This is a genomic window from Nocardioides sp. NBC_00163 (genome assembly GCF_045206295.1).
Taxonomy (GTDB): Bacteria; Actinomycetota; Actinomycetes; order Propionibacteriales; family Nocardioidaceae; genus Nocardioides.
This window is the reverse complement of record NZ_CP108155.1, coordinates 3,774,157-3,797,667: the sequence shown is the minus strand read 5'-3', so window position 1 is coordinate 3,797,667 and position 23,511 is coordinate 3,774,157. Positions and strand designations below refer to the sequence as shown.

At 66.4% G+C, this 23,511-nt stretch carries 19 protein-coding genes and 1 tRNA gene; 8 read left to right on the top strand and 12 right to left on the bottom strand.

What is annotated here, in order from left to right; all coding sequences use genetic code 11:
* Positions 1–5: 5 nt before the first annotated feature.
* Positions 6–791 carry an IclR family transcriptional regulator gene (locus tag OG801_RS18260; RefSeq protein ID WP_406030303.1) on the bottom strand — a complete coding sequence of 262 codons (786 nt, stop codon included), beginning with the start codon at positions 789–791 and terminating at the stop codon, positions 6–8.
* A gap of 156 nt (positions 792–947) precedes the next feature.
* Between OG801_RS18260 and OG801_RS18255 the strand changes: the two genes are divergently transcribed.
* The 4 genes from OG801_RS18255 to OG801_RS18240 are packed head-to-tail and all read left to right on the top strand — an operon-like array spanning position 948 to position 4,682.
* Positions 948–1,484, top strand: coding sequence for a 2,4'-dihydroxyacetophenone dioxygenase family protein (locus OG801_RS18255; RefSeq protein WP_406030301.1), 537 nt, complete (start codon positions 948–950; stop codon positions 1,482–1,484).
* A gap of 17 nt (positions 1,485–1,501) precedes the next feature.
* A complete protein-coding gene (locus OG801_RS18250; RefSeq protein WP_406030299.1) occupies positions 1,502–2,503 on the top strand; it encodes a zinc-binding dehydrogenase in 1,002 nt (333 codons plus the stop codon).
* A 23-nt stretch (positions 2,504–2,526) separates the two neighbouring features.
* Entirely contained in the window at positions 2,527–3,885 is a 1,359-nt protein-coding gene (locus tag OG801_RS18245; protein WP_406030297.1) for an MFS transporter, read from the top strand.
* Positions 3,885–4,682, top strand: coding sequence for an SDR family oxidoreductase (locus tag OG801_RS18240; protein ID WP_406030295.1), 798 nt, complete (start codon positions 3,885–3,887; stop codon positions 4,680–4,682). Before OG801_RS18245 ends, OG801_RS18240 begins: the two co-directional genes overlap by 1 nt.
* Positions 4,683–4,688: 6 nt before the next feature.
* Here the strand turns inward: OG801_RS18240 and OG801_RS18235 are convergent, their stop codons facing one another.
* The gene (locus OG801_RS18235; protein ID WP_406030293.1) at positions 4,689–5,462 is read right to left on the bottom strand and encodes a PaaX family transcriptional regulator C-terminal domain-containing protein; all 774 of its coding nucleotides are present in this window, start codon (positions 5,460–5,462) and stop codon (positions 4,689–4,691) included.
* Between the two features lie 91 nt (positions 5,463–5,553).
* On the opposite strand from OG801_RS18235, the gene OG801_RS18230 reads away from it, so the two are divergent.
* The 3 genes from OG801_RS18230 to OG801_RS18220 all read left to right on the top strand — a co-directional run bounded on the left by OG801_RS18230 (position 5,554) and on the right by OG801_RS18220 (position 7,670).
* A complete protein-coding gene (locus tag OG801_RS18230; RefSeq protein WP_406030291.1) occupies positions 5,554–6,375 on the top strand; it encodes an SDR family oxidoreductase in 822 nt (273 codons plus the stop codon).
* Entirely contained in the window at positions 6,372–7,085 is a 714-nt protein-coding gene (locus OG801_RS18225; RefSeq protein WP_406030289.1) for an enoyl-CoA hydratase/isomerase family protein, read from the top strand. The genes OG801_RS18230 and OG801_RS18225 overlap by 4 nt, the downstream gene beginning before the upstream one ends.
* Before the next feature lie 117 nt (positions 7,086–7,202).
* On the top strand, positions 7,203–7,670 hold the full coding sequence (locus OG801_RS18220) for a hypothetical protein (RefSeq protein WP_406030287.1): 468 nt from the start codon (positions 7,203–7,205) through the stop codon (positions 7,668–7,670).
* Positions 7,671–7,710: 40 nt separating this feature from the next.
* Here the strand turns inward: OG801_RS18220 and OG801_RS18215 are convergent, their stop codons facing one another.
* Both OG801_RS18215 and OG801_RS18210 read right to left on the bottom strand, forming a co-directional pair.
* Entirely contained in the window at positions 7,711–8,730 is a 1,020-nt protein-coding gene (locus OG801_RS18215; protein ID WP_406030285.1) for a phosphatase domain-containing protein, read from the bottom strand.
* 64 nt (positions 8,731–8,794) lie between these two features.
* The gene (locus tag OG801_RS18210) at positions 8,795–9,298 is read right to left on the bottom strand and encodes a hypothetical protein (protein ID WP_355020875.1); all 504 of its coding nucleotides are present in this window, start codon (positions 9,296–9,298) and stop codon (positions 8,795–8,797) included.
* An 831-nt stretch (positions 9,299–10,129) separates the two neighbouring features.
* Between OG801_RS18210 and OG801_RS18205 the strand changes: the two genes are divergently transcribed.
* The gene (locus OG801_RS18205; RefSeq protein WP_406036286.1) at positions 10,130–10,618 is read left to right on the top strand and encodes a transposase; all 489 of its coding nucleotides are present in this window, start codon (positions 10,130–10,132) and stop codon (positions 10,616–10,618) included.
* Positions 10,619–10,726: 108 nt separating this feature from the next.
* Here OG801_RS18205 and OG801_RS18200 read toward each other — a convergent pair whose 3' ends face one another.
* From OG801_RS18200 to OG801_RS18165, 8 genes are all read right to left on the bottom strand, one after another.
* A complete protein-coding gene (locus tag OG801_RS18200; protein WP_406030283.1) occupies positions 10,727–11,491 on the bottom strand; it encodes a hypothetical protein in 765 nt (254 codons plus the stop codon).
* Entirely contained in the window at positions 11,491–18,405 is a 6,915-nt protein-coding gene (locus tag OG801_RS18195) for a DNRLRE domain-containing protein (protein ID WP_406030281.1), read from the bottom strand. Before OG801_RS18195 ends, OG801_RS18200 begins: the two co-directional genes overlap by 1 nt.
* 186 nt (positions 18,406–18,591) lie before the next feature.
* Positions 18,592–19,599 (bottom strand): tyrosine-type recombinase/integrase, encoded by a 1,008-nt coding sequence (locus tag OG801_RS18190; RefSeq protein ID WP_406036285.1) that lies wholly within the window; start codon positions 19,597–19,599, stop codon positions 18,592–18,594.
* Positions 19,600–19,720: 121 nt separating this feature from the next.
* A complete protein-coding gene (locus OG801_RS18185; protein WP_406030279.1) occupies positions 19,721–19,981 on the bottom strand; it encodes a hypothetical protein in 261 nt (86 codons plus the stop codon).
* Positions 19,982–20,689: 708 nt separating this feature from the next.
* Positions 20,690–22,015: a tyrosine-type recombinase/integrase gene (locus OG801_RS18180; protein WP_406030277.1), complete on the bottom strand. Its 1,326-nt coding sequence runs from the start codon at positions 22,013–22,015 to the stop codon at positions 20,690–20,692.
* Entirely contained in the window at positions 22,015–22,293 is a 279-nt protein-coding gene (locus OG801_RS18175) for a helix-turn-helix transcriptional regulator (RefSeq protein WP_406030275.1), read from the bottom strand. The genes OG801_RS18180 and OG801_RS18175 overlap by 1 nt, the downstream gene beginning before the upstream one ends.
* A gap of 174 nt (positions 22,294–22,467) precedes the next feature.
* Positions 22,468–22,543: transfer RNA gene (locus OG801_RS18170), tRNA-Ala, on the bottom strand.
* 54 nt (positions 22,544–22,597) lie between these two features.
* Complete coding sequence (locus OG801_RS18165; protein ID WP_406030273.1) at positions 22,598–23,434, bottom strand: hypothetical protein; 837 nt, start codon at positions 23,432–23,434, stop codon at positions 22,598–22,600.
* Positions 23,435–23,511 lie beyond the last annotated feature (77 nt).

Genomic DNA, 23,511 nt, shown 5'->3' with positions numbered 1-23,511 from the left:
ACGACTCACTCCACCGGGAGCGGCTGGGCGTGCAGGTCCGAGATCCTCGCGGCGGCCCTGCGTACCGCCGAGGTGAGCTCTGATCGTCGCTGCTCGTCGACGAAGTGGGCGGGGGTGCCGCTGATCGACACGGCCGCGACGCACCGGTCGGTGCCGGCGAATACGGGCGCACCGATGGCGGCCACACCGTAGGTGTTGTCCTCGGAGCTGATGGACACACCGGTGGATCGAATGCGTGAGACGAGCGTGTCGATCTCTCGGGCCGTGGTCGGGGTCTTCGTGGTCAGCGCGACCGCCTGCCCGCGATCGAGGACAGCCTGCCGCCAGCGGTCGTAGACCGCTGACCCACTGAAGGCGAGCAGAACGCGCGGCCCGGCACCGGCGTGCAACGGAAGAGATCCGCCGATGCGCAGGCCGTGTCCTTGGAGGGTTCGACCGTCGAGCCGTTCGACGCAGACAGACCGAAGGCCACGGAGGACGTTGAGGTAGACGGTCATCTGCGTCTCGTCGCGCAGCGCACGCAGGACCGGCATCGCGATGCGCCGGTTGACCTCCTGGTCCATGGCCGCACGGCTGAGATGCAGCAACCCGAGACCGAGCGCGTAGTGACCGCGCTTCTGTGGCTCTTCGATCCAGCCCATCTCGCGGAGCGTGCTCAGGAGCCGATAGATGGTCGAGCGCGGCGTACCGGTGGCCTCGGAGAGCTGGACGACCGTCTGCGCTCCGCGGAACGCCATCACTTCGAGCAGCTGACCTGCCTTGGTCAGCACGGCGACCTGGTCCTCGGGCATCCCTTTTCCTTCCCACGATCCGGACAGAAAGTTACCACTCCCCGGGAACTTTCCGGCTGATCGCCCGGAATGACGGCGATCAGGGCCAAAACTCCCGGTGTCACTTCCGAGTGATGACCGTCACTGCGAACACCGACTGCAAGGAGATCTACGGACATGACCACCGCAACCGCCGCCGGCGCGAGCGAGTCGCTGGCCTATCAGGGCGAGCAGCCGTTCGGGAAGACCGACGACCTGGTGCTCCTGGGAGCGCTGAACCTCGACTGCGACGAGCGCCTCTGGGTGCCCCAGTCGGAGAGCGTCTCCTTCCGGCCGCTCCTGCTGTCGGTGAGCCAGGGCTACTTCGTCAACATCCTGCGGGTGCGCAAGAGCGGCATTCTGTCGCGCCATCGCCACGCCGGCCCGGTTCACGCCCTCACCCTGAAGGGCCGCTGGCACTACCTCGAGCACGACTGGTGGGCCGAGGAGGGCGGCTACAGCTTCGAGCCTCCGGGCGACATCCACACCCTCGAGGTCCCGGACGACGTCGAGGAGATGGTCACCCTCTTCCACGTCTCCGGCGCTTACATCTACGTCGACCAGGACGGCACCCCCAACGGCGTGGAGGACGTCTTCACCAAGCTCGAGAACGCGCGCCAGCACTACGAGTCGAACGGGATCGGGCTCGACTACCTCAATTCCCTCGTTCGCTGACCTCCGGAAGGCCGACCATGCACGCGCTCGTCAAGCACAGCCACTCCTCGCTCGACGTCACTGTCACCCGCAGACGCCGACCTTCCCCGGGCCCCGGTCAGGTGCTGGTACGAACCGAAGCGGTGGGGCTGTGTGGCAGCGACGTCCACGCATGGCGCCAGGATCCTGGCTACGAGTGGGTCGCCCCGCCGGTGACCCTTGGCCACGAGGCGGTCGGCATCGTCGAGGACACCGCTGACGATGTCGACCCCGCCTGGCGGGGCCGCCGAGTGGTGCCGATCTCCATCGACGGCTGCGGCACCTGCCGCGTCTGCGGCGGCGGTCAGCGCCAGATCTGCCCGCGACGTACGGTGCTCGGTCTCTCCTTCGACGGTGCGGCCGCCGAGGCCTTCACCGTGGATGCGGATCGACTGGTCGCCGTGGACCCGCAACTGCCGGCCACGGCACTGGCGCTCACCGAGCCGCTGGCGATCGCCGTCCACGCCGTGGCGCGCCTGACCACGCAGGCCGGGCCGACCCCGATGGAGGTCGTGGTGACCGGACCCGGCCCGATCGGGCTGATGGCCGCCACCCTCCTCCACGATCAGGGACACAAGGTGACGGTGGTCGGAACAGCACAGGACCGTGCCGTACGCCTCGAGCTCGCGGCCGGCCTGGGGCTTCGCACCAGCGAGGGCGAGGACCTGCCAGTGGACCCGCCGCTGTGGCTCGAGGCCTCCGGGGCCGGCGCGGCGCTGGCCACGGCGGTGGGCCGCACCGCGGTGGGCGGAACCATCGTGGTCCCGGCCCTGTTCGCCCGGATCCCGACCGTCGACATCAACCTGATCACCCGCAGGGAGCTGAGCGTTCGTGGCAGCTACGGCGCAACTCGCAAGGACTACGAAGCCGCGGCGGCCCACATCGGATGCGACCCCGAGCGGTGGGCGCGGTTCGTCAGCGTCTTTCCGCTGGCCGAGGCCACCTCGGCGCTCGAACGCATCAGCCAGGGCGACGTCAACAAGGCCGTCCTGCTCCCGTGAACCTACGACAGAAAGCCATCATCATGACTGACGCACGCCCCCATGCCATCCCGCCCGGGGAGGAACAAGGCCACCAGCCTCCGGCGCAGCGATCGATCGGACGCGTTGTCTTCGCGAGCCTGATCGGCACCACTGTCGAGTGGTACGACTTCTTCCTCTACGGATCTGCCGCCGCCCTCGTCTTCGGGCCCCTCTTCTTCCCCGAGAACGACCCGGCCACCGGCGTACTCCTCGCCTTCGGCACGTACGCCGTGGGCTTCGTCGCTCGCCCCGTGGGCGGACTCGTCTACGGCCACTTCGGGGATCGCATCGGGCGCAAGAAGATGCTCGTGACGAGCCTTCTCCTCATGGGTGCGGCAACCGTCGCCATCGGACTCATCCCCGGCTACGCCACCATCGGCATCGCCGCGCCCATCCTGCTGATCGTCTGCAGGCTGCTGCAGGGGTTCGCCGTCGGCGGTGAATGGGGCGGAGCGGTGCTGATGGCCGCCGAGCACAGCGATCCACGACGGCGAGGCTTCTGGGCGTCCTGGCCGCAGGCGGGCGTACCGCTGGGCAATCTGACCGCCGCGGCGGTGCTCTGGCTCATGGCCGTGGTCCTCAACGACCAGCAGTTCATCCAGTGGGGCTGGCGCATCCCGTTCCTCCTCAGCGCCGCGCTCGTGTTCATCGGCCTGTGGGTTCGGCTGAACATCTCGGAGTCGCCGGTCTTCACCGAGCTGCAGCAGGACAAGCAGAACCATCCCAGGATCCCTGCCCTGCAGGTCATCAAGCAGCACCCCAAGGAGCTGCTCCTCGCCATGGGCATGCGGTTCGCGGAGAACATCGGCTACTACGTGTTCTCGGTCGTCGTCCTGACCTACCTGGTCAACTACCTGGACGCGCCGCGGTCGCTGGCGCTGACCGGGGTCTTCCTCGGCTCGACGGTGCAGTTCCTGCTGACCCCGCTCATCGGTGCGCTCTCGGACCGGGTCGGCCGACGCCTGCTCTATCTGATCGGCGCCGCGGGCACCGGGATCTGGGGCGGCCTGATCTTCTTCCCCCTGGTGGACACGGAGAACCAGGTCGTGATCACCCTCGCCATCGTCGTCGGCCTGATGTTCACCCAGCTCATGTACGCACCCCAGGCGGCCTTCTACTCGGAGCTGTTCAGCACCGAGGTCCGCTACAGCGGTGTCTCCATGGCCTCCCAGATCGCCTCCGTCTTCGCCGGCGGCATGGCGCCCCTCATCTCGGTCGCCCTGCTCGGCACCGTCGACGAGCGCAACACCACCGCCCTCGGTGCGTACGTCATCGCTGCAGCGGTCCTCACCTTCACCTGTGCGTGGTTCGCCCGAGAGACCTCGGGCTCCTCGCTCCACCAGGACCGCAAGGCCGCCTGATGAGCTCGTCACCGTCCGTGATGGACCAGCTCCGGCTCGACGGCAGGTCCGCCCTGGTGACGGGTGGCGCGCAGGGGCTCGGCAGGGCGATCAGCGTCGCCCTCGCCGAGGCCGGTGCCGACCTCGTCGTGCTCGATCGCCTGCCCGAGAGCTCACCCGAGGCGAGCGCCCTCCGAACCGAGCTGGAGGCTCGCGGTGCCACGCTGCGCTACCGCCAGGTCGACCTCGTGTCCCTGACCAGCTCACAGGCGGAAGAGCTCATCGCCTGGGCGGAGGGCGACGAAGGCGATCTGTCCGTGTTGGTCAACAACGCCGGCATCGTCGACCGCGGGCCCGCGGTCGAGACCAGCGAATCCGACTGGCGACGGGTGATCGACCTGGACCTGACGGTTCCTTTCCTGCTCAGTCAAGCGTTCGCCCGCCGTCTGATGCCCGAGAACCGCCCCGGCAATGTGATCAACCTGGGCTCCATCAACAGCTTCCAGGGCGGGATCGAGGTGGCCAGCTACGCGGCGGCCAAGCACGGCCTCCTCGGGCTCACCAAGGCCCTGGCCAACGAGTGGACAGCCACCGGCATCACGGTCAACGCCATCGCGCCCGGATACATGCGGACCCAGTTCACCCAGGCACACCGCGCCGACCCCGAGCGGTACGCCACCATGTCCGCGCGCATCCCCGCCGAGCGCTGGGGCGAACCCACCGACATCGCCGGAGCTGCCGTCTTCCTCGCCTCACGAGCCTCGGCGTACGTCACCGGCACCACCCTGACCGTCGACGGCGGCTGGCTCGGCCGCTGAGCCGGTTCACGGCCGGCGGGGCGGCTGAGATCCAGGACTCTCGGTGAGCGCCTGGCGAGTCTCGATCAGCCAGTCCTTGTAGTCGAGGTGCGCCTTCCGCAGCGCGGCACCTGGCCAGTCTGCGGGAAGCAGCTCGTCGGGCAGGACGGGATCCGCGAGCAGGTGACGTACGGAGGTGGCGCAGGCGGTGAACCGCAGCACGGGGTCGTCGGTTTCGGTGGCTGCCAGCAGCTCGCGCGCCCGGTCAGCCCAGCCGGCCAGATCCCACAGCCTGCCGGCAAGTTCCGCGGGGTCGGTCGTGGGCCGCATCGTCAGCCGCTCGCCCAGACCGGCGAGGTCATCGGACCACTCGAGGTCGAGGTTCGCCGGGCGTATCCAGACGCCCTCACGCAGCTCGGCCAGACGGAGCTCCGTGAGCGTCGCCCGGAGGCTCGCCCGGTCGGCGGCGGAGCGGCCGGTAGCGGTCACCACGACCATGTCCCAGTCACCGTCCCAGGCGCCGGCCTGCACGTGGATCGCCGCCTCCTGACGGCGCTGGCGGTGGCTCAACCTCTCGGAGAGCCGGTATCTCCCGTCCGCAGTTCGGACCAGGTCGTCGGCGGCGACCATGCGGGAGAGCGCGACCCGGACCGTCGTCTCCGAGAAGCCGACCAGACGGCCACCCGCGACAAGCTCGCGGGCGGACAACGTCGGCACCTCGGCGCTCATGAGCAGACCCAGGAGCGCAGAACGGGCGGACACAGGACGAAGGGCGCTCGCATCGGCATGGGTCGGTGGCATCCCTCGGGATGTTACATGAACCCTGCACCCGCAGGCGATGTGTTATTTACATCATTGCCACAGTCGCAGGATATCTGTAACGTCCCCAGGCATGAGCCTCACTGGACGCACCATCATCATGTCGGGCGGCAGTCGCGGAATCGGCCTGGCCGTGGGCATCGCCGCGGCCAAGCTGGGAGCCAACGTCACGCTGCTGGCGAAGACGGACAAACCCGACCCACGCCTCCCCGGCACGGTTCACACCGCCGCCGCGGAGATCGAGGAAGCGGGCGGTCAGGCGCTGGCAGTGGTGGGCGATGTCCGCGACGAGGCATCGGTGGAGAACGCCGTCGCACAGACCGTCGAGCGGTTCGGCGGCATCGACATCGTGCTCAACAATGCCTCCGCGATCGCGCTCGACGGCACCGAAGACCTGCCGATGAAGCGCTTCGACCTGATGACCCAGATCCAGCTGCGCGGGACGTACCTGCTCACGAGCAAGTCGCTTCCCCACCTGCGCGCATCGGCCAACCCGCACATCCTGTCGCTGTCGCCGCCGATCAACCTGTCGCCGCAGTGGCTCGGCGCACACCCGGCGTACACCCTGGCGAAGTACGGAATGAGTCTGCTGACGCTCAGCTGGGCGGCGGAGTACGCCGAGCACGGCATCGCCGCCAACTGCCTGTGGCCGGAGACCCTCATCGCCACGGCCGCTGTGCAGAACCTCCTCGGCGGAGACGCAGCGGTGGAGAGGTCGCGTACGCCCGAGATCGTCGCCGACGCCGCGGTGGAGATCCTGGGACGCCCCTCGCGTGAGTGCACCGGCAACTCGTTCCTGGATGTGGACGTGCTTCGGGATGCGGGAGTCACGGACTTCTCGAAGTACGGCGGGACCGGCGAACTGGAGTACGACATCTTCGTGGACCGGCCATGACCAGCCTCGTGCGGGAGCGGCGCGGAGACGTCGAGATCCTCCGGCTCAACCGTCCCGAGAAGCGAAACGCCCTCGACACTCCGACGCTCCGCCTGCTCAACGACGCGTTGAGAGAGCTGTCGGATGACGGCGAGATTCGCGCGGTGGTGCTCTCGACGACATCTCCCGACGCCTTCTGCGCGGGCGCGGACGTCACCGAACCCCTGGACGCGGCGGGCGGAGTCGCCCGGATGGAGGCGTTCGCGGAGCTCTATCGGCTCGTCGAGCAGGTGCCCGTGCCGACGATCGCTGTCTGCGTCGGCAACTGCGTGGGCGCCGGTGCCGAGATCATCGCCGGCTGCGACCTGCGCGTGGCCGGGGACAACCTGAAGCTCGCGTGGGCGGGCGCTCGGCTGGGCGTTCCGGTCGGCCCGGCCCGGCTGACCCAGCTCGTCGGTCTCTCACGCGCCAAGGAGCTGATCTACACCGGGCGCCCCGTCGGCGCGGATGAGGCTGTCGCGATGGGCCTGGCCCTGCGCACAGCCCCGGCCGGCGAGGCCGAGGCGGTGGCTCTCGAGCTGGCAGGACTCATCGCACGTCAGTCGTCCGATGGGATTCGCACCCTCAAGGAGATGTTTCGCGAGCTCGAGAGCACTGCCCACCGGATCACCTACGAGAACGAACGGCTGATCGACTTCCAGAGGAACAGCGTCGGCTTGCCGCAGGGCTAGCGGTCCAGGACGTACGACCTAGAGGAAGCCGGCTGTGATCTGTTCGCGATATGGGCGACGGGTGAATGCGACCCTGGTCGGATGGATTTGATGCGGAGGTCGTGTTGAGTTGACGCCATGAGCGTGCGTACTTTCCGGCACACCTCGACGATCGCTGCCCCGCTCGACGAGGTGTGGCGCCGGGTGACCGACTTCGAGGGAATCAACGATGAGCTCATGCCGGTGATGCGCATGCGGGTGCCGCCCGGCCTTCGCGACGCGACGATCGATACCGTGCCGCTCGGGGTCCCCCTGGGCAGGTCCTGGATCTTCTATCTCGGGTTCCTGCCGCTCGAGTACGACGACCTGGTGATCACCGAGCTCGCGCCCGGCTCTCACTTCCAGGAAGCCTCCAGCATGGCGTCGATGCGTCGCTGGATGCACCGTCGCGAGCTCCATGCCGTCGACGCCGACCGCACGGAGGTGACCGACGTCGTCGGCTTCGAGCCGCGACTCCCGCTGCTGGCCAGTCCCCTGGAGCCAGTGATCCGCCGCCTTTTCGTCCACCGGCACCGGCAGCTCGCCCGCCACTTCGCGAACAGCTAGAAGGCGGTACGGGCCGCGAGCCCTCGAGGCCGTGCCGTTCTCAGAGGATGCCGAGACCGGTGGCGTGGCGACGTACCGCCTCGCTGTCGGCGACGAGCACGAGCGGCACCTCGTCGCCCATGGAGCTCCACACGCGCTCGACGCGGCCGTCGTGAGGATCGAGCCGCACCTCGCGGATGTAGACCGCGAGGATCCGCCCAGGATGGCGGCGGACGGCGTCGGCGTAGATCTCCGGATCGTGCTCACCGGAGTCGCCCAAGAGGACGAACGGAAGGCTGGGGTGGAGCGCGAGGACCTCGTCGATGCGCCCGCTCTTCGGCTCCCGGCCGTCGGCGCTGCCGAGCAGATCGCGCAGCAGCAGCGGGCCTCGGGGGAAGTCGCGGTGGCGCACGAAGGCGTCCAGGAACGCATGCAGGTTCCACGGGCTGGAGGAGATGTAGAACACCGGGTTCGCGCTGGCGGCAAGGTCACGGTAGAGCTCGGGCGCGCCAGGGAACGGCGTACGCGTGAGCTCCGATCCGGTGAGGGTCTGACGCACCATCCGCCCGACGCGCTGCACCCCGGTCTCGAGGATCGTGTCGTCGATGTCCGAGATCACGCCGAACTGCGCCTCACCGACAGGCACGCGTACCTCCACCGCGACTCGGTAGTCGTCGGTCAGACCGCGGTACTCGCCGGACAGCTCGACGGCGCCGCGCGTCAACGGAGCCTCCAGCGTTTCCGGGTCGGGCCGCAGCCGTGCCACGAAGTAGCCCTCGTCATCGGTGACCGCGTCCACCGTGGCATCACCCACGGTGACCCACAGCGGCACACCCGGCAGCTCGTCGGTCACGAAGTGGCGGATCATGCGGCGTACGGCGGCCCCCGCGCCCTCGCCCTCCACGGCCTCGGAGGGCGGCGGATCGTCGACGACCCGACCGCGTACCACGACCCCCTCGGCACTCCCGTGCCCGCCGTAGCACTCGATCCGGAAGTCCGCCGGAACCCGCGACCCTGCCCGACGGAATCTCGCCGCATCCCACGCTCGCTCCAGCCCGAGCATCCATTGACGTGCCGACATGGCCACAGCCTAGAGTCCGCCCCGTCTCGACGGCTCACCGCCGCGACGGGACCAAGGGACGTGCTCAGCGCGCGTCGCGCGCACCTTGGCGACGAGCACCCTGTGCACGCGAGGACGCGTCCCGCTTGAGGCCTCCGGTCGTCCGCGTCGCGTCCCGCCGCGCGCTGGGCACAGGGGTGCCCCCGTCGTTCACGGCAGTTTCACGAGGTGGCCCTGCGCTGGTGGCGGCTCGCGCCGCGGCGATCCGTTCGGCCCGCAGCTCCTGCGAGGCCTTCCTCGCCGCCGCGCTGACCTGTCGACTGACCTGCGCCAACACGGACTCGAAGACCTCCACCTTGGCCCTAGCGCGCTGGTTCTGGTCGTAGGCCTTACCGCGTCCGCCGACGCTCTCCACCGCGGCGCTGGCACCGCGACGGTAGACCTTCATGTGCTTGCTGCGCTCGCGTCTCACCCGCTCATGAAGCTCGAGGAGCTGGTCCTCGTCGAGCTCGCGCAGGACAGCAGGGTCCGCCTCACGGACGAGAGCTGCTTCTTTCTCGGTCAGGGAATTCAGCAAAGCCTTGTTCACAGGACCCTCCGGTGCCTTCGACGACTGCGCCGCCCCCGGTTGACGCCCACGGCGCAAGCCCATGCTACGCCCGGCGCAGGGCCCCGGTCTGGCGTTCAGGACCCTGCAGGGACACGAGGGGGGGGCACAAGACGAAGAGACAGGCGAGCGGAAAGCAGAAACCCGGCCCGTTCAGCAACGAATTGCCTACTGAGACCGGGTTTCACCTGGTGGAGCTGAGGGGATTCGAACCCCTGGCCTTCTCATGCCTCCGAGATCTCTCGGTCTCATCGCATGATCATTCGGCTTCCTTCGAGAAGTCTCGCCTTGACCTGCACCGATGCCCAACGTCAGTTGATGATTCATCTCGCACTGTAGCGCGTCAGCTGGGCCCACTTCGAGACCCAAAGTGCGGAGTTTCCGCGGAGCAGTTCGGTATATCGGCGTCAAGACGTCCCGCAAGTCGGTGGACATGGCGTACAGGTCTGCCCGGAGAGAGCAATGGTCCGGGCTTTGACGTCGTCACGGACCGGGGGTTCTCTCACTCGGAGCTCATCGTGGACAGGAAAGAAGGCCTGGCCGAGCGCGACCTGTTCAGAGGCCTTCGCGTTCTAAGCGCCTGCGGCGATCGAACCCCTTACCTTCTGGTCGAGATCGCGCAGACCGACATCTCGGCCGATCTCGTCCAACTTCGGCTCAGCTCGCAGCGTCTCCGGCTCTGACCAGCAGGAACGTCCGACACTCCGGTTCCGTCACCGGTCAGGCTACCCGACTTCTCGGACAACTTCGAGGCTTCTACCAGCGCCTTCACAAGCCTGAAGTGTGGAGTTTCGTTGAGCACCGACGCGGCGAATTCGGGCTAACTATGGTCACCGCGGCGTTGAAACCGAAACACCGTCACCAGGAGTTCCTCGCGTTCCTGCGGCAGATCGACCGCGCCTACGCCGAGGCTCTCGACCAGGACGGCCAGCCGGTCGAGTTGCACCTGGTGATGGACAATACGCCGCTCACAAGCACGCCAAGGTCAAGGACTGGCTCGCCGCGCACCCCCGGTTCAAGGTCCACTTCACCCCGACCCACGCCTCCTGGATGAACCTGGTCGAGTGCTGGTTCAGCCTCGTCGAACGCCAAGCCGTCCGCCGCGGCGTGTTCAAGTCCGTCAAGGACCTCAACGCCAAACTCCGCGGCTTCATCGAGGGCTGGAACAAACGCACCCACCCCTTCGTATGGACCAAGACCGCCGACCAGATTCCTCAAGAAGGCCAACCATCCAACAACTTCAAGCTCACGCCACTAGGAGGACAGGGGCAAGCAGCTCGGCGAGACTGCTTGCCCCTGTAAGTTTCCTACTTGATGGCGGCTGTTTGTTTGCTATTTAAACTAGAGGGTTCCGGGCCATCGCGTCCCTGAACTCCCAGGCACCAAAGGCCAGGCTCGGGTGTGCCTTGCTTACCGGTTGCGCGCTGCACTGGCAGCCAACTCGAGGCTGCTGACCAGTTCGGCAACCGGCAACTTGAACCGAAAACCGGCTTGGCGAACAAGATCTACGACGAGCTCAATCCCCACATCTGACCGGTCCTCGGGGAGGACATCGAGATCGAATACCGCAGACACCTTGCACCGCCCGTTACGACGGGAAAACTTCGGAGCCTCAACGGTGCCATCCATATGCCACGCGAAAATCTCGACATAGACCGACTTGACCTCACCGCTGTCAACGACAGCCTGAAGCGCCTTGTCGCTTTCGACGATCCCCTCCGCACGTTCAAACCCGCGCGCGATGTTAGGCGCGCGGGCGGCGACCTCAGTGCTACCCGGAACCGAGAAAATCACCTTCCCGTCGGCCCAATCATGCTCAGGCTCTTCAGTCTCCGCTTCCAAGACCTCCATCAGCTCGAGCCCCCGCTCCACAGGCTCAGGAACGGTCACCACACCATCGGCAATCGCCTTTACAGTGCGGTCACGCCCGCTCGCCACGAGCATCACCGCCGCAGCCAACTTCGCATCCCCGACATAGGAACAACCCTCGCCATCGACGATATCGACCACAGACACAGCCTTGAGCGTCCTGTCCAGGTGACCCCGAAAGCCCTTGAACTGCCTCTTCGACAACAGCTGCAGCATATTGCGGAACATGACGAGGTCGTCCGAATCCTCGGCGCCTGTCGAGAGGAGTTCCCACATGATTCGTGAGCCAGTGAGCTTGGCACCCATCAGATACAACTAAAGTACTGTCCGGGCGGGCAGTGCCCATGCCTCATCGCATATTTCCAGATCAAACCAGCCTCGGCCATGCGGGCATGGTACCAGCCACGAACGTAGAACTTCGCCGACCAATCGCACTTGCTGCCGTAGTACCTTGCGCATTTGGGCAACTGGCTCGCAGGCCGGGAACTACCACCCTGGCGCGAGATTCCGTACTTGTAGGTGCGCCCCGAACTGACGTTGTAGATCCGATAAACGAGATATCTCGTCCCGTGGTACTTCCAAGCAGAACGAGCGAATGGGTTCGGGAACGGAATCGAGAAACTTCGTACCTTTACGTTGCACCCAAATGTGCAATTGCGAAGCAGGTACCAGGTCAGCATGATGAGGCCCGCAGTGACGGTGAAGATCGCCAGGAGCAAAGCCACGCCGTCATCGACCCCGGCGAAGAGACCGCTCGTGTCGGAACTGTTGACCGGATCAGCCGGGTATGTGTAGGCGGTTGCATTTCCTCCGAGCACTTTATCGACGCTGAGGAACGACCCGGAGATGGGATTGTAGAGGCGAGCTCCCATGAGCGTGAGGCCGCCGAGGTTCGTGGGTGCGCGTTGGCTGGCCCCGAGGTACCCGTATCGCGAATCTGGGTTTGAACTGCTGGGCACGGCATTGCCGAACTCGTCAGTTTCGCCGTAGCTACTTACGCCTGGTTCTGCCAGGCCGACGGTCGCGACGGTGTCCCCGTGAAGGTTCGCGAGGTTGAGGGTTGCCGTGGCATCCGTGATCGATGCCACCATGCCGGCGGTTCCGATCGAGACGTATCTCGTTGTTGACCAGTTGGTTCCGGCGTTGGTCGAGGTACGCACGACTCTCGGGCTGTCGCCGCCTGCAGCGAAGACGAACTGTTCGCGACTGGTCTCGGCGCCGGCAGTGGTGTTGGTGATGGTGTTGATGCGGCCGGTTGGGTCGAGGCCATAGCGCGTGGTTTTCGCTACCTGCGTGGGGCCGGTGTCGGTTACGCCGTCGCCGTCGGTGTCGGTTCCTGCGGTCTGTACTGTCTGAGTGAGCGACTTGGCCATGTCGTTGGCGTAGTAGGTAACGCTGAGGGGGCTGACCGAGACGTCGGACCCGTTGGACGTATCTGCGGCCGGGACAGTTTGAGTGCGGCCAAGGGCATCGTAGGTGTAGCCGGCGTCGCGGATGCGGCTGGCTGTGTCGTAGGTCGTCGTGTCCGTCGATTTCGCGGTGGTTGTCTGGCATCGGCCGATACCGGAGTCAAGTTCTCCGTCACCATCGGTGTCGGTCCCGGTAGCAGGTGCGTAGGTTGCGAGGCCGGTGCGCTCGGATGTGGCGCTGAATCCGTAGACCCGGCTGATACATCCGTCGGCTCTGGTGTCTTCGGTCTTGGTGAGTCGACCGAGAGCGTCGTAGGTATAGGCCCGGGTGGATTCCGGACTAGTGGACTCCACGACACGTCCATCGACGTCGAGCGTGTTGGTGAACTCGAGCAAGTCGCTTCCGTCACCGTTGGTGTACTCAAGCCCGGTGATGGCTCCGGCCTGGTCGCGGGTGTAGACCGCAGTGGTGCCGCCGGGATAGCTGATCTGAGCGGTGCGGTCGGCCGCGTCGTAGGAGAGCTTGAACGGGGCAGCCGAGGTGCCGTCGGCCTTGAGAATGCCGGCGTGGACGGTGGTTGCGACGCGGCGGTGCTCCCCTGAGGGCCCGTCGTAGGTGTAGGTGTAGGTGCCTGCTGAGTCGTTGAAGGAAGCGATCTGTCCGTCGACGGTGTAGGACGTAGTTGAGGTGTTCCCCAGCGAGTCGGTGTATGTGCTCACCCTGCCCCAGGTGTCGTAGGTGGTCGTGATGGCGCCATCAGTGTTGGACTGTGTGGTGGGCATGCCTGTTTTGGGGTCGTACCCGGTGGTCATTGACCGTGAATCGGCCTCGATCCCGCCACCTTGAGTGGTGGTCGTGGTGGTCTGGCTGCGCCCGAGGAGGTCATAGGAAATGGTCGTGGTCCGAGTCGTGGCCCCAGAGCTCTCCGTAACCCGTGTGGGCTGGAGGGCTTCGTCGTACGCGGCGTAGTGGGTCACCGGCATGGTTGGTGCGTCCGTCGTATCTGGCTGCGCTGCGGGACCGCTCTTGCAAAGCTGGCTCTCCCAGCCGGCACGTTCGGGGTGACCGGTGACGCCACAGTCGGGATCAGTGCTGTTCTTGGCGTAGTAGGAGAACACGGTGGCGTGCGCGTCGGCACCAGACCCGTCCGCGTTGGCGGCACCGCCCGGCTGCCGGGACTCGATGCGTCGCCCGTCGCTGTCGTGGCGTGTGATCTGGGTCGACCATGTCGGAGCCCCAGTACTGTCCGAGCCGGTCCGTGTCTTGATCTTGGTCGGCGAACTGAGCTTCCACCCGCTTCCGTCGCCCGCGACGACGGGATCATAGATATTGCGGGTGAGGGTGATGTCGTAGTCAGCACTCATGTCTGCGCTCGCGGCGGAGTCGGATTGCTCGACCACAAGGTTGAACGTTGCCTGCCCCTCGGGGAGGGCGGGCTTGTCGTCGCCTCCGAGCTCGGGAGCTTGGTCGTCGTAGACATAGTGGCTGTGGCTTCGATACTGGCCGATGCTGCCGTCCTCGAGAGTGGCGGTGTGAGCAGGACCGTACTCGTCGAGGACACGGTCACCGAGACCTTCATCGCTGCCCTCGGAACCTCCAGCGACCTTGGGCACGGGTCCGTAGACGGTGAACGCGGAAGCATCGAAAGCGACCTGCGAAGTGACTGCAGGGTCCGTAGAAGCCGCCAACGCCTGGGCTCGTCCAGCCGCGTCCAACGTTCTGTGAGTGTTGCCGGCGTTGTCGTACCACGTGGTGTCGACCAGCCATTCGCCGTCGCCGCTGCCGTCGTGGGTCACGTTGCCGTGCTTGGCCGTGTTGACGGTTTGGCCAGTGGCGTCTGTGTAGTAAAGCGAGGCGTAGGACAGGTCGGCAGTGCTTGGCGTGCTACTAGGAACACGTTCGGGGCCGAAGACGGCATAGACCTTGGCAGGTGCGGTGTCCTGGCCCCACTTGGACGTTGCGGCTGTACTCATGTCAGGAAGGCCAGCGGTACTTGTGGTCAAACCGTAGGCGATGGTCCAGATTGCCTCGGTCGTGTTCGAGGTGACGTTGGCTGGATCCAGCGGCCTGGACACGCTGGTGAGACGCCCGGTGGAGTCGTAGTCGAACTTCCAGGGTTTCTGGCCAGGTGCGGCCGCGCTCACGAGCAGAGTCCTGCCACCTACTGTGGTGTAGTCGTAGCTGGCACACAGCGCCGTCTTGGCGCCGGCACCGTCAGGGTCAGGCCCGCAGACGTCGACGAGTTGACCAGCAGCGTTGTACGAGTAGGTGGCCAGGGTGGTGAGCCCTGTCGTGCCTGCGATGCCTCGCTCGATCTTGGTGACCCGTTTGGCATCGTCGGCACCGGTGTAGGAGATCTGCAGCCAACGACACCCGCTGGTCTGCTGAACTGGCGTACAAGTGGCGGCGGCCCCAGCCTCAGTCTGGCCGATCCAGGTCGTGCCATCGACGCTACCGCTGAACGAGGCGGTACCTCCTCCATTCGCCTTCACCAAGACCCATTCCTCTGGTTCAGTGCCCGGCGTCGTGTCGGTGGCATCGGGCCGCTTCCAGGTCCATGTCGTGCTCACCTGCTGCGGACGGGTCACCACCACGCTCGATGGGGCCTGAGCCGATGCCGGCGACAGGACGAGACGCGAACCGTCTTCACCACCAGTTGGAACGAACGTAACCGGACCTGTCGGGTTGACAACATCAACGCTGTTATCTGCCGGGGTGTAGGTCTGGGACGCATTCCCAGCGGTGACAAGAACGAATGTGGCGTCTTTGGCTCGGTTGTCTACCAGATAGGCGTCAGAGTCACCTTCCGAGAGCAGCTCGGTTGACCAGCCAAGGCCGAACTCACCCGGGCTGGAGGTGGCAGCATCGTAAGAGGAGAACGTACGCCCAACCCCTGCGAGCGTGTCCACAGCATCGGTCTCGCTGAAGGCGACCTCGCCTGTCAAGAGCGCGACGCTGGCCGGTCCGAGATCAGTGGTCGGGAAGTTGTCACCGAACGCAGAGGGAACCAACTCAACGGGCTGCGCCGGCGTGCAGGCCTCTGCCGCCCCGCTGGGGTAGCTGAAGCAGACTCGAAGCTCGATATGAGACGGGGCCTTGATCTCGACGGGGTCAGCCTCGGTTCCGGCCGCTGGGTCCGCCTGCGCGGAGGCGTCCCAGTTCAAGGTTCCTGTCGCCGAGGATGCCGAGTCACTGGTGACAGCGCCATCCCACTCACCGCTGCCCTTGGTGACGTCGTCGGCCGTGTTCCATTCGGGTGTCGTGGTCGAGGTGGAGGTGTAGCGCCAGGAAACGCTGGCACCCTCTGCACCCGGAGGTCCTTCGGCAGACACTGGGAACACCCCGGTCGAGCGGGTGTCCTTGTTAGGCAGGACGAAACCGGCAGACCCTACGCCGAACGTGAAGTCGTCAGGTGTGTAGGTGTTCCCGGCTTTGTCGGTCGCGGTGACCTTCAGCATGTGGGAGCCGTTGGCGGGCACCCATGACAGGGACGCATCACCCGAGCTGTTCGCGGTCAGCATCGTGGCGGCACCGCCGTCGCGGACGACGCTGAACGACTTGGTGTCGGTGGGCCCGTTGAAGTTGAACGTGTTCGAGGCCGGCCGGTCGGTGCGCCACTGCCCGTTGGTGAACGACGACGCGGTGACCGTAACGTTGGGCTTGGCTGTATCGACCGTGAATGTCTTCGAGGCCGAGTAGCTCTTCGACCAGTCGGTTCCGTCGAAGGCGCGTGCCCGCACGGTGTAGGTCGACCCGTTGGTCAGCTTGCCGGCCGCGATCGTGGGGCAGACGTTTGTGCCGGTCGAGACTGCGTTGGCGTCGGTCGCCGTCCAGGACCACAGCGCGGTCCCGGACGCCGTCGAGCCTGCGTAGACCTCTACCGAGCCCCGCAGCTTCGCGCCGGCATCGGTGTCAGAGACCGTGAAGCAGACCTTCGGGGTCAACGACGTGGCATACGGCGCCGTGCCAGGTGAGACCACCGGAGTGCCAGCCGTACCCGGGTAGGAGTTGTAGGTCACCGACAGCGTCGGGGCCAGGGACGTATCGGTGAAGTTCGCTGACCGGTACCGACGCCAGGAACTGTTGACGTCCTCATTGACGGCCATCAACCGGAGGCCGTAGTTCTTGGTGCCGCTGGCCCAGGCCTGGACCATCGAGGTCAGGTTGAAGGACACGTCAGCGGCCGGGCACGACGAGCTGAATCCACGTGCGGTCGACATGTCGGTGTAGTTGGTGGTCGCGCCGTTGGGCTGGTTGCCCCAGGTCAATCCGGACAGGTCCCAGTTCGACGTGAGTCGCGAGGCCCGGATGGCCGATCCCGTGCAGGATCCGGAGTAGAAGTTGCGCAGCTTCATGGAGGCCGAGGTGACGTGCTTGCCGGCCCACTTGCTGTTGCCGTCGTCGAACTTCAGGTACGACCGCGCCTTGTGGCCGCCGTTGTCGTTGGTGCCGACGCGGAGCTCTTGTGAGGTCACCTGGGAGGTGGTGTAGTCCGGTGTCTGGATCCAGGTGTCTGCGTTGGGGTCGACAGTGAACGACGGGTCGACAGTGACGGGTCCGGCCGCGGCGGCGCTCTTGAGGACGTCCGCGGGGATGCCCAGCCTGATCACGGAGACACCGGTGGCTTTGCCGTTCTTGGACAGGTTGCGGGCGCTGGTCTTCGCCTTGTGCACGTGCCCTTCATCCGCTGGTTCGCCTGGCGGGGTGGTCCGCTTCGGGGGCTTCTTGCCGCGCGTCTTCAGCGCTTTGGCTGCCGGGTCGAACTCATCGGGTCCCGTGGTGGTGGCGTCCCAGTAGAGCGGCCCAGGCGCCTGCAGCACCGAAGTGCCCTTGCCCGTGAGGATCTTGATCCCGCCACTGTCGGTGGTAACCACCTCGACCGGGTCAACCTTCGAACTCTTCTGCGCGGTCACGTCGGTGACCGTCAACCCAAGGTCAAGATCGGTGATACTCGCCGCGGCGAGCGCGGCACCCTCCTCTGCCGCTCCCGCCGAGGGTGCCGTCGACTTCTGTGCCGTGGTCTGCACGGGGTTCAGGACCCACCAGTGCTCGAACCCGATGGCCGATGCGCGGACCACCAGGTCAGCGCTCCACGCCTCATCGGAGGCGACGTTCTTGTACACCGCTGTGTTCTCCGAGACCACAGGCGTCCCGAACTGCACCGGCGACCCGTCGCCGGTACCGGCATCGGTACCACCGGCAGCCAGGTCACCATCCAGACCGAACCGAAGCTCATGACCCGCCTGAGTCAGCGAGGCGAACCAGTCTGTCCCACCCGCGGTGAACGACTGCTCCACCACCGCATGAGCCGGCCGCCACCCGGCCGCGGTGCCCGGAACCTCGACGAGAGTCGGGTCAACCAGATTCCACTGAGCTGTCCCGTCGGACCCCGAGGCCCCGTCCTGCACCTGGGTCGGCTCCGATGCCGTCTCCGAGGTCCAACTGCCATCAGGGTTCGCGAACACACGCTCGGACTCACTGCGCTGCGAGATGTCCTCCACGGCCACCCCGGAGGTCCGGGCCGTCACCGAAGCCGACACCGCATCCGGGCGTCCGGGCCGGTCATCGAGATCACCAGGCCCCAACACGGGGTCATCCGCCGCTTGGACCGAAGCCGCCGCCGGCGTTACTGGTATCCACAGACCGACGACCGCCACGGCCAACGACAGGACGCCGACAAGAGCAGCCAATGTCCACGGACGGACACAACGAGCACGAAAAGAGATGAACGAGTCGACGCATAGGTCAGACCCGCAGTTAGACAGGCGCCGGATGGCATGGGAAAGCACACCGGGGTGGGGGAGGTTCACAGAACTCCTGAAGAATCGAACAATCAGAAACGCATCTCCGACCCCGAGCCGGCGAGCAAGCGGAAACGTAGCCCGTGGGGGTATTACGCGCGTCAGTTTTCGAACCCATTGTTAACCGTTTGTATCTCCCAGGTTTTCACGAAACGAGACTCCAACACCGACATCCAAACCGAAGGAAGGGCGCCGTCAGATCGCCGCTCCGTCCTCGATCCGTGCCTTGGGCCCGGGTGCCAGCCCCCGCCTCCCGCGGCGCTGCACCCGAACGCCATCACGGGACGTCGTGGGCCGTACGCTCAGTCCGCGAGGAACGCGACCAGGGTGTACGAAGGGTGCCTGTCGAGACTGTGTCGGCCGCGGTTCGTGGCGCCTGGTGGTGCGGGGGTCGGCGTGGCGGGCCGCGACTTGGACGTCCTCGAGCAGAGCGCCAGCCTCGCGGGCGAGAGTCACGAAGGTGTGCCGCAGGCTGTGCGGCGAAATCCGGTCAGCATGCTCGATCCCGGCTGCCTTCGCGATGCGCCGGATCAAGCGGAAGGCGCCGGGCTGGTCGAGCCGGGTCCCATTCTTCGTGATGAATACCGGACCCGCCTCCCGGTCGCCTACGTACGCATCGATGACGGCGGCGGTCGTCGGGGCGAGCACGACGTCGCGGCGGGCCCGCCCTTGCGGATGATCGTGAGGGTCCTCAACGACGGTCTTCGACGTGCGGGCAGGGCGTCTACGACACTGCAGACCCTCAACACCCGCTGCGGAGGTTCGATCTCGACGCCAAGCGCGAACGGTACGAGTCCGAGGTCGCGTTCGTCCGACTACCGAAGGAGGAGCAGAACGCACACACTGCTGACGCGATGCGACGACTTTCAAATCTCCTCGGCGACGAGGACTGACCCCAGGCTCGCGACCAACGACCCGTCGAGCATCTGACGAAACCAGGCGTGGGCGGTGCGCAGGGAGTGAGAGGTGACCAAGTTCTGCCCGAAGATGGATGGGATTCACTTCCGCGCATCGCGGAAGGCCCAGCCTTGCGGTCGTCGACCCCGTCGCCCTGCGAGGAACTCCGTTGAGCAAGGCGGGCGCCAGACATTCCGGCCCCCTACCAGTCGGCGCAGCAGGGCCGCGGGATCGGCCGCCACAGGGTCGGCAAACGGATCCGCTCGGTCGCTCCGATCGCAGCCGCACGGCATCTCCCCGCAGCATGCCGAGGTATCGAACGCTGACGATCACTGCCGACACCTGAATCAGCAGGCGCCAGGCACCCTCTTAGCCCTTCAAGACTCCCAGCACGCATGCGACCGTCGTCAGCGCGCGCGAACGGAGGTCAACAACTCACCTCGACCGCGGGCAGGGTGAAGGTGCCCTGGGTGATCCGACCGACCATCGAGTGCGCCGTGACGAGTCTGTTGACTGTGCGCTGGTATCGCACGTCCTCGACAATCTGACCCAGCGCGATCCGCACGATGAACTCGTCGAGCAGCACCTGCATCGCGTCCGGTGAGTCAACGATCCAGTCGATGACCTCTTGGGCTTCCTGTACCGAGATGCTCTCCTGGACTTTCCGAAGCAGTTCGGCCGTGGTCATCGGCCGCCGCGACTGGGCTCCTGTTTGGGCTGATAGCGGCGCGCGGCGCGGCTTGGGCGTCGTCCGACGCGCATGCGCACGGTTGCGGCACTGCGGACTGCAATACAGTCGCGGACGGCCTCGGCCGCCCTTACGCGGGAACTCCCGACCGCATTCCACGCAGGTCTTGATCTTTCGCGTCTGGCTCACGTCCAGCAGGTGCGCCCCACACTCCGCTCAGTGACGAAATTCCTCGATCTGCCAACCGTGTGAATATGGTGAGGTGGTGAGCGACGGCACATCGTGACACGACTGGTTCGCTGATCGACGCCAATGGCCACATGCGTACTCAGCGTTTCAGAGTCGGCAGGGTCGAACGTTGATGAGCGCTAGGCTGTACGGCCATCGTGACTCCCCATGACGACACCAGCCGTCCTGAGCAAGTCTCAGGTAAGGCCCGCCGGTCCAACCGCACGACCTCTCCGATGATTTCAGGGGAGCATGCCTCTGACCTGCATGGACGCAGATTGCTCCCCCAACCGGCTCCTAGCGATTTGCACCCAAGGAAACCATCCAGGCAACCGCCGCGATCGATCATCGAACCCGTGAAGCCTGGTGTGGCCGCGGTGGTACGGGGGTGGGACAGTACGACATCAGCCATGCGCCTTGACCCGGCTTAGGCCAGAGAGCACGGTTCCGGCGACTCACCGGAACCGCAGGCCGGCAACCTTACTGCGGGCCTTCACCTTCAGCGCCTGCAGCCGTGTCGGCGCCGACCGCGTCACCTGGCACCCCGTCCTCGAGCTGATCGATCTCGTCGAGTAGGTCTTCCTCGGCTGCAACCGCTGGTTTAGCGAGCAAGGAGCCGTCGGAGTTCCCGGACCGCAGCGTACGGTCGAGAAGGGCAGCCGGGGCCTGATCAACGGTGAGGTCCGGTTCGATGTAGTAGCCCTCGGTGATCTTCGAGGACGTGTGACCGAGGAAGGTCGCGGCGGCGTCGGTGCCGAGTCCGCGGGCTAGGACCGTGGCACCCGTGCGGCGGTACCAGCGCAGGCTGATCCCGGTTCCTTCGAGGCCGGCGAGGACGACGAACTCACGGAAGGTGCGGCGCACGTTGTAGGGGCTGAGCGGGCCGCCGATGCGGTTGGCGAAGACGGTCCGTTCCCGGTCGGCGGCCTTGATGGTCGTCAGCCGGCGCCGGATCACGACGGCGGCGAACTCGGGCACGGGGACGTAGCGGTCGGAGGCGTCGGTCTTGGGGTGTGTCTGGCGGACGACTCCCTTCTTCTTGCGGAATACGACCGTGCCGCTGACGTGGGCGACCATGCCCCGGGGGCCGTCGGTGACGTCGCAGGGTCGCAGAGCGAGGACTTCACCAGGGCGCATCGCGGTGCCGAGCAGGACCTCAATGATGTCGCGGACCTGACCGTCGCTTCTGGGCCCGGGCAGGCCTGGCTCGGTGCGCCAGGTGGCCGCGGCTTGCCGGAGCTTGGCGATCTGGACGAGGGTCAGGGCCTTGGGGGCGTTCTTCGGGCGCGGCAGTGGGGAGGTGCCCTCGACGGGGTTGCGGGTGATGGCGTCGTGGCGCAACGCGAAGGCGAACAGCAGGTTCAGCACCGTGCGGGAGTGGCTGGCCTGGGAGTAGGAGATGGCGAGCTCAGACTTGAGGAACCGCTCCACGCGGCCGGTGGTGATCTCACCGAGGGTGTAGTGCTCCATCGCGGGTCGTACGTGCAGGCGCAGTCGATCCTGGTAGGCCTCGCGGGTGCGGTCAGCGAGGTCTTGGATCTCGAGGTCCCCCAGCCACTCATCGGCGAGGTCGTCGAAGGCGCTGTCGGGGCGTAGGACCCCGGCAGCTCCGAAGGCAGGACGGGTGAGCAGACGGTTCTTGAGCCGAGCGGTGGCCAGGTTGGAGGTGCGGCCACGGACGCGGACCTGGCGTAGCCGGCCGTCGGCGTCACGCACCCGGGTCTCGGCGAGCCAGCCGCTTGGCTTGCAGCGCCGGGTGGTGATTGTGCCGTAGGTGCCGATGGTGGTGCGTGGGCGACCGGCCATCACCGACCACCTCCCGGTCCCGCATTACTATCGCCGGCGTGGTTCTGATCGTCGCAGTCCTCGAGCCGAGCGAGCCAGGACTCGATCTCGCCGATCCGGAAGCGCAGCTCACGGCCGACCCGGAACCCTCGGGGTCCGCGACCCTGGCTGCGCAGGTCGTAGATGGTCTGAGCCGGCACGTGCAGATGCTCGCACAGCTCGGTCAGGGAGAGGACCGGCTCGATGCCGGACACGAAGGGCGTGGTCTCGGTGCTGGCGTTCGTGGTGTGAGTGGTCATGCCCCTCAGGTGCGCCAGCCGCGCCACGAGACACCGAGACGGCCCGAGAGATCGCCCTCCCTCCGGGCACGGGCCACGCTCGTCGAGGGCCAAAGTGCGGAATAAACGCGGAACCGCCATCCGTACGTCCATTGGTTCAGGATGTTGGACAGCGGTTCTGACCTGCGATTTCCTTGGTGGAGCTGAGGGGATTCGAACCCCTGGCCTTCTCATTGCGAACGAGACGCGCTACCAACTGCGCCACAGCCCCAAGCGATGAGAAACGTTAGCATCTCGTCGCGGGTGTTACCCAATCAGTATGGCCTCAGGAGCCGGTGGCGCGACCGCGGGCAGCCTCGGCGGCCTCGGCCGCTGCACGCTCGGCCTCCTCGGCCTGGCGGACGAGCTCGGAGTCGGCTGCGTTGCGACCCGAGCTCCACACGCCGGTGGCGTCCAGATCGATGGTGCGGACTGTGCGGCGCGGCGCGGCCTCCTTGGAGACGTACGTCGGCAGCGGTGTCTCCACCGGCTTCCAGGATCCCGCGGGGAGGTGCTCGCCAGTGTCGTCGTGCTCGACGACGGCGACCAGATCGCCGGTGTCCTGGTCGATGTCGAAGGTGACCCGGGGCGGGGCGACCGGCTCGGGCTCGGGGAGGTCCTCGGGGAACGGGATCCGCGCCCAGACCTCACGCTGGTGGCGCACGCTGAGCCGGCAGGTGACGAGCCAGGCGACGACCAGCGCGCCCGGGATCGCGATCCAAACCGGCCCGAAGACACCGAAGCCGGCGAGCGCGCCGACCACGGCCAGACCGAGGACGAGCACACCGAGCACGATGCTGCGGCGCTTGGCCGCGGCGCGAGCAGCGCGGCGGCGTACGGCCATCGGGACGGGTCGCGGAGCGGGCTCCGGGATCGCCGCAGGCTCAGCCTCAGCCTCAGCCTCCGCCTCCGGCTTCTTCGGCGACTTCTCGGTCACCAGATCGGTGGAGTCCTTGCCGGTGGCTTCTCGCCGTGCGAGGATCCGGCGGGATTTGGAGATGGCGGCGCTGGCCCGGCTCTTGGTCCCGTCCTCGGCCGTCGCTGTCTGTTCGAGCATCTTGGGCACCAAGTACACCGCCCACGCCACGGCGAGGGCGACGAAGATGAGTGCGCTCGGGTCCACGTTAAGAAGCGTAGGAGCCATTACCAGCCCGTAGGCGGACGTGCAGTGGTGTGTCGCGTGTGACTTGTGTGATTTCA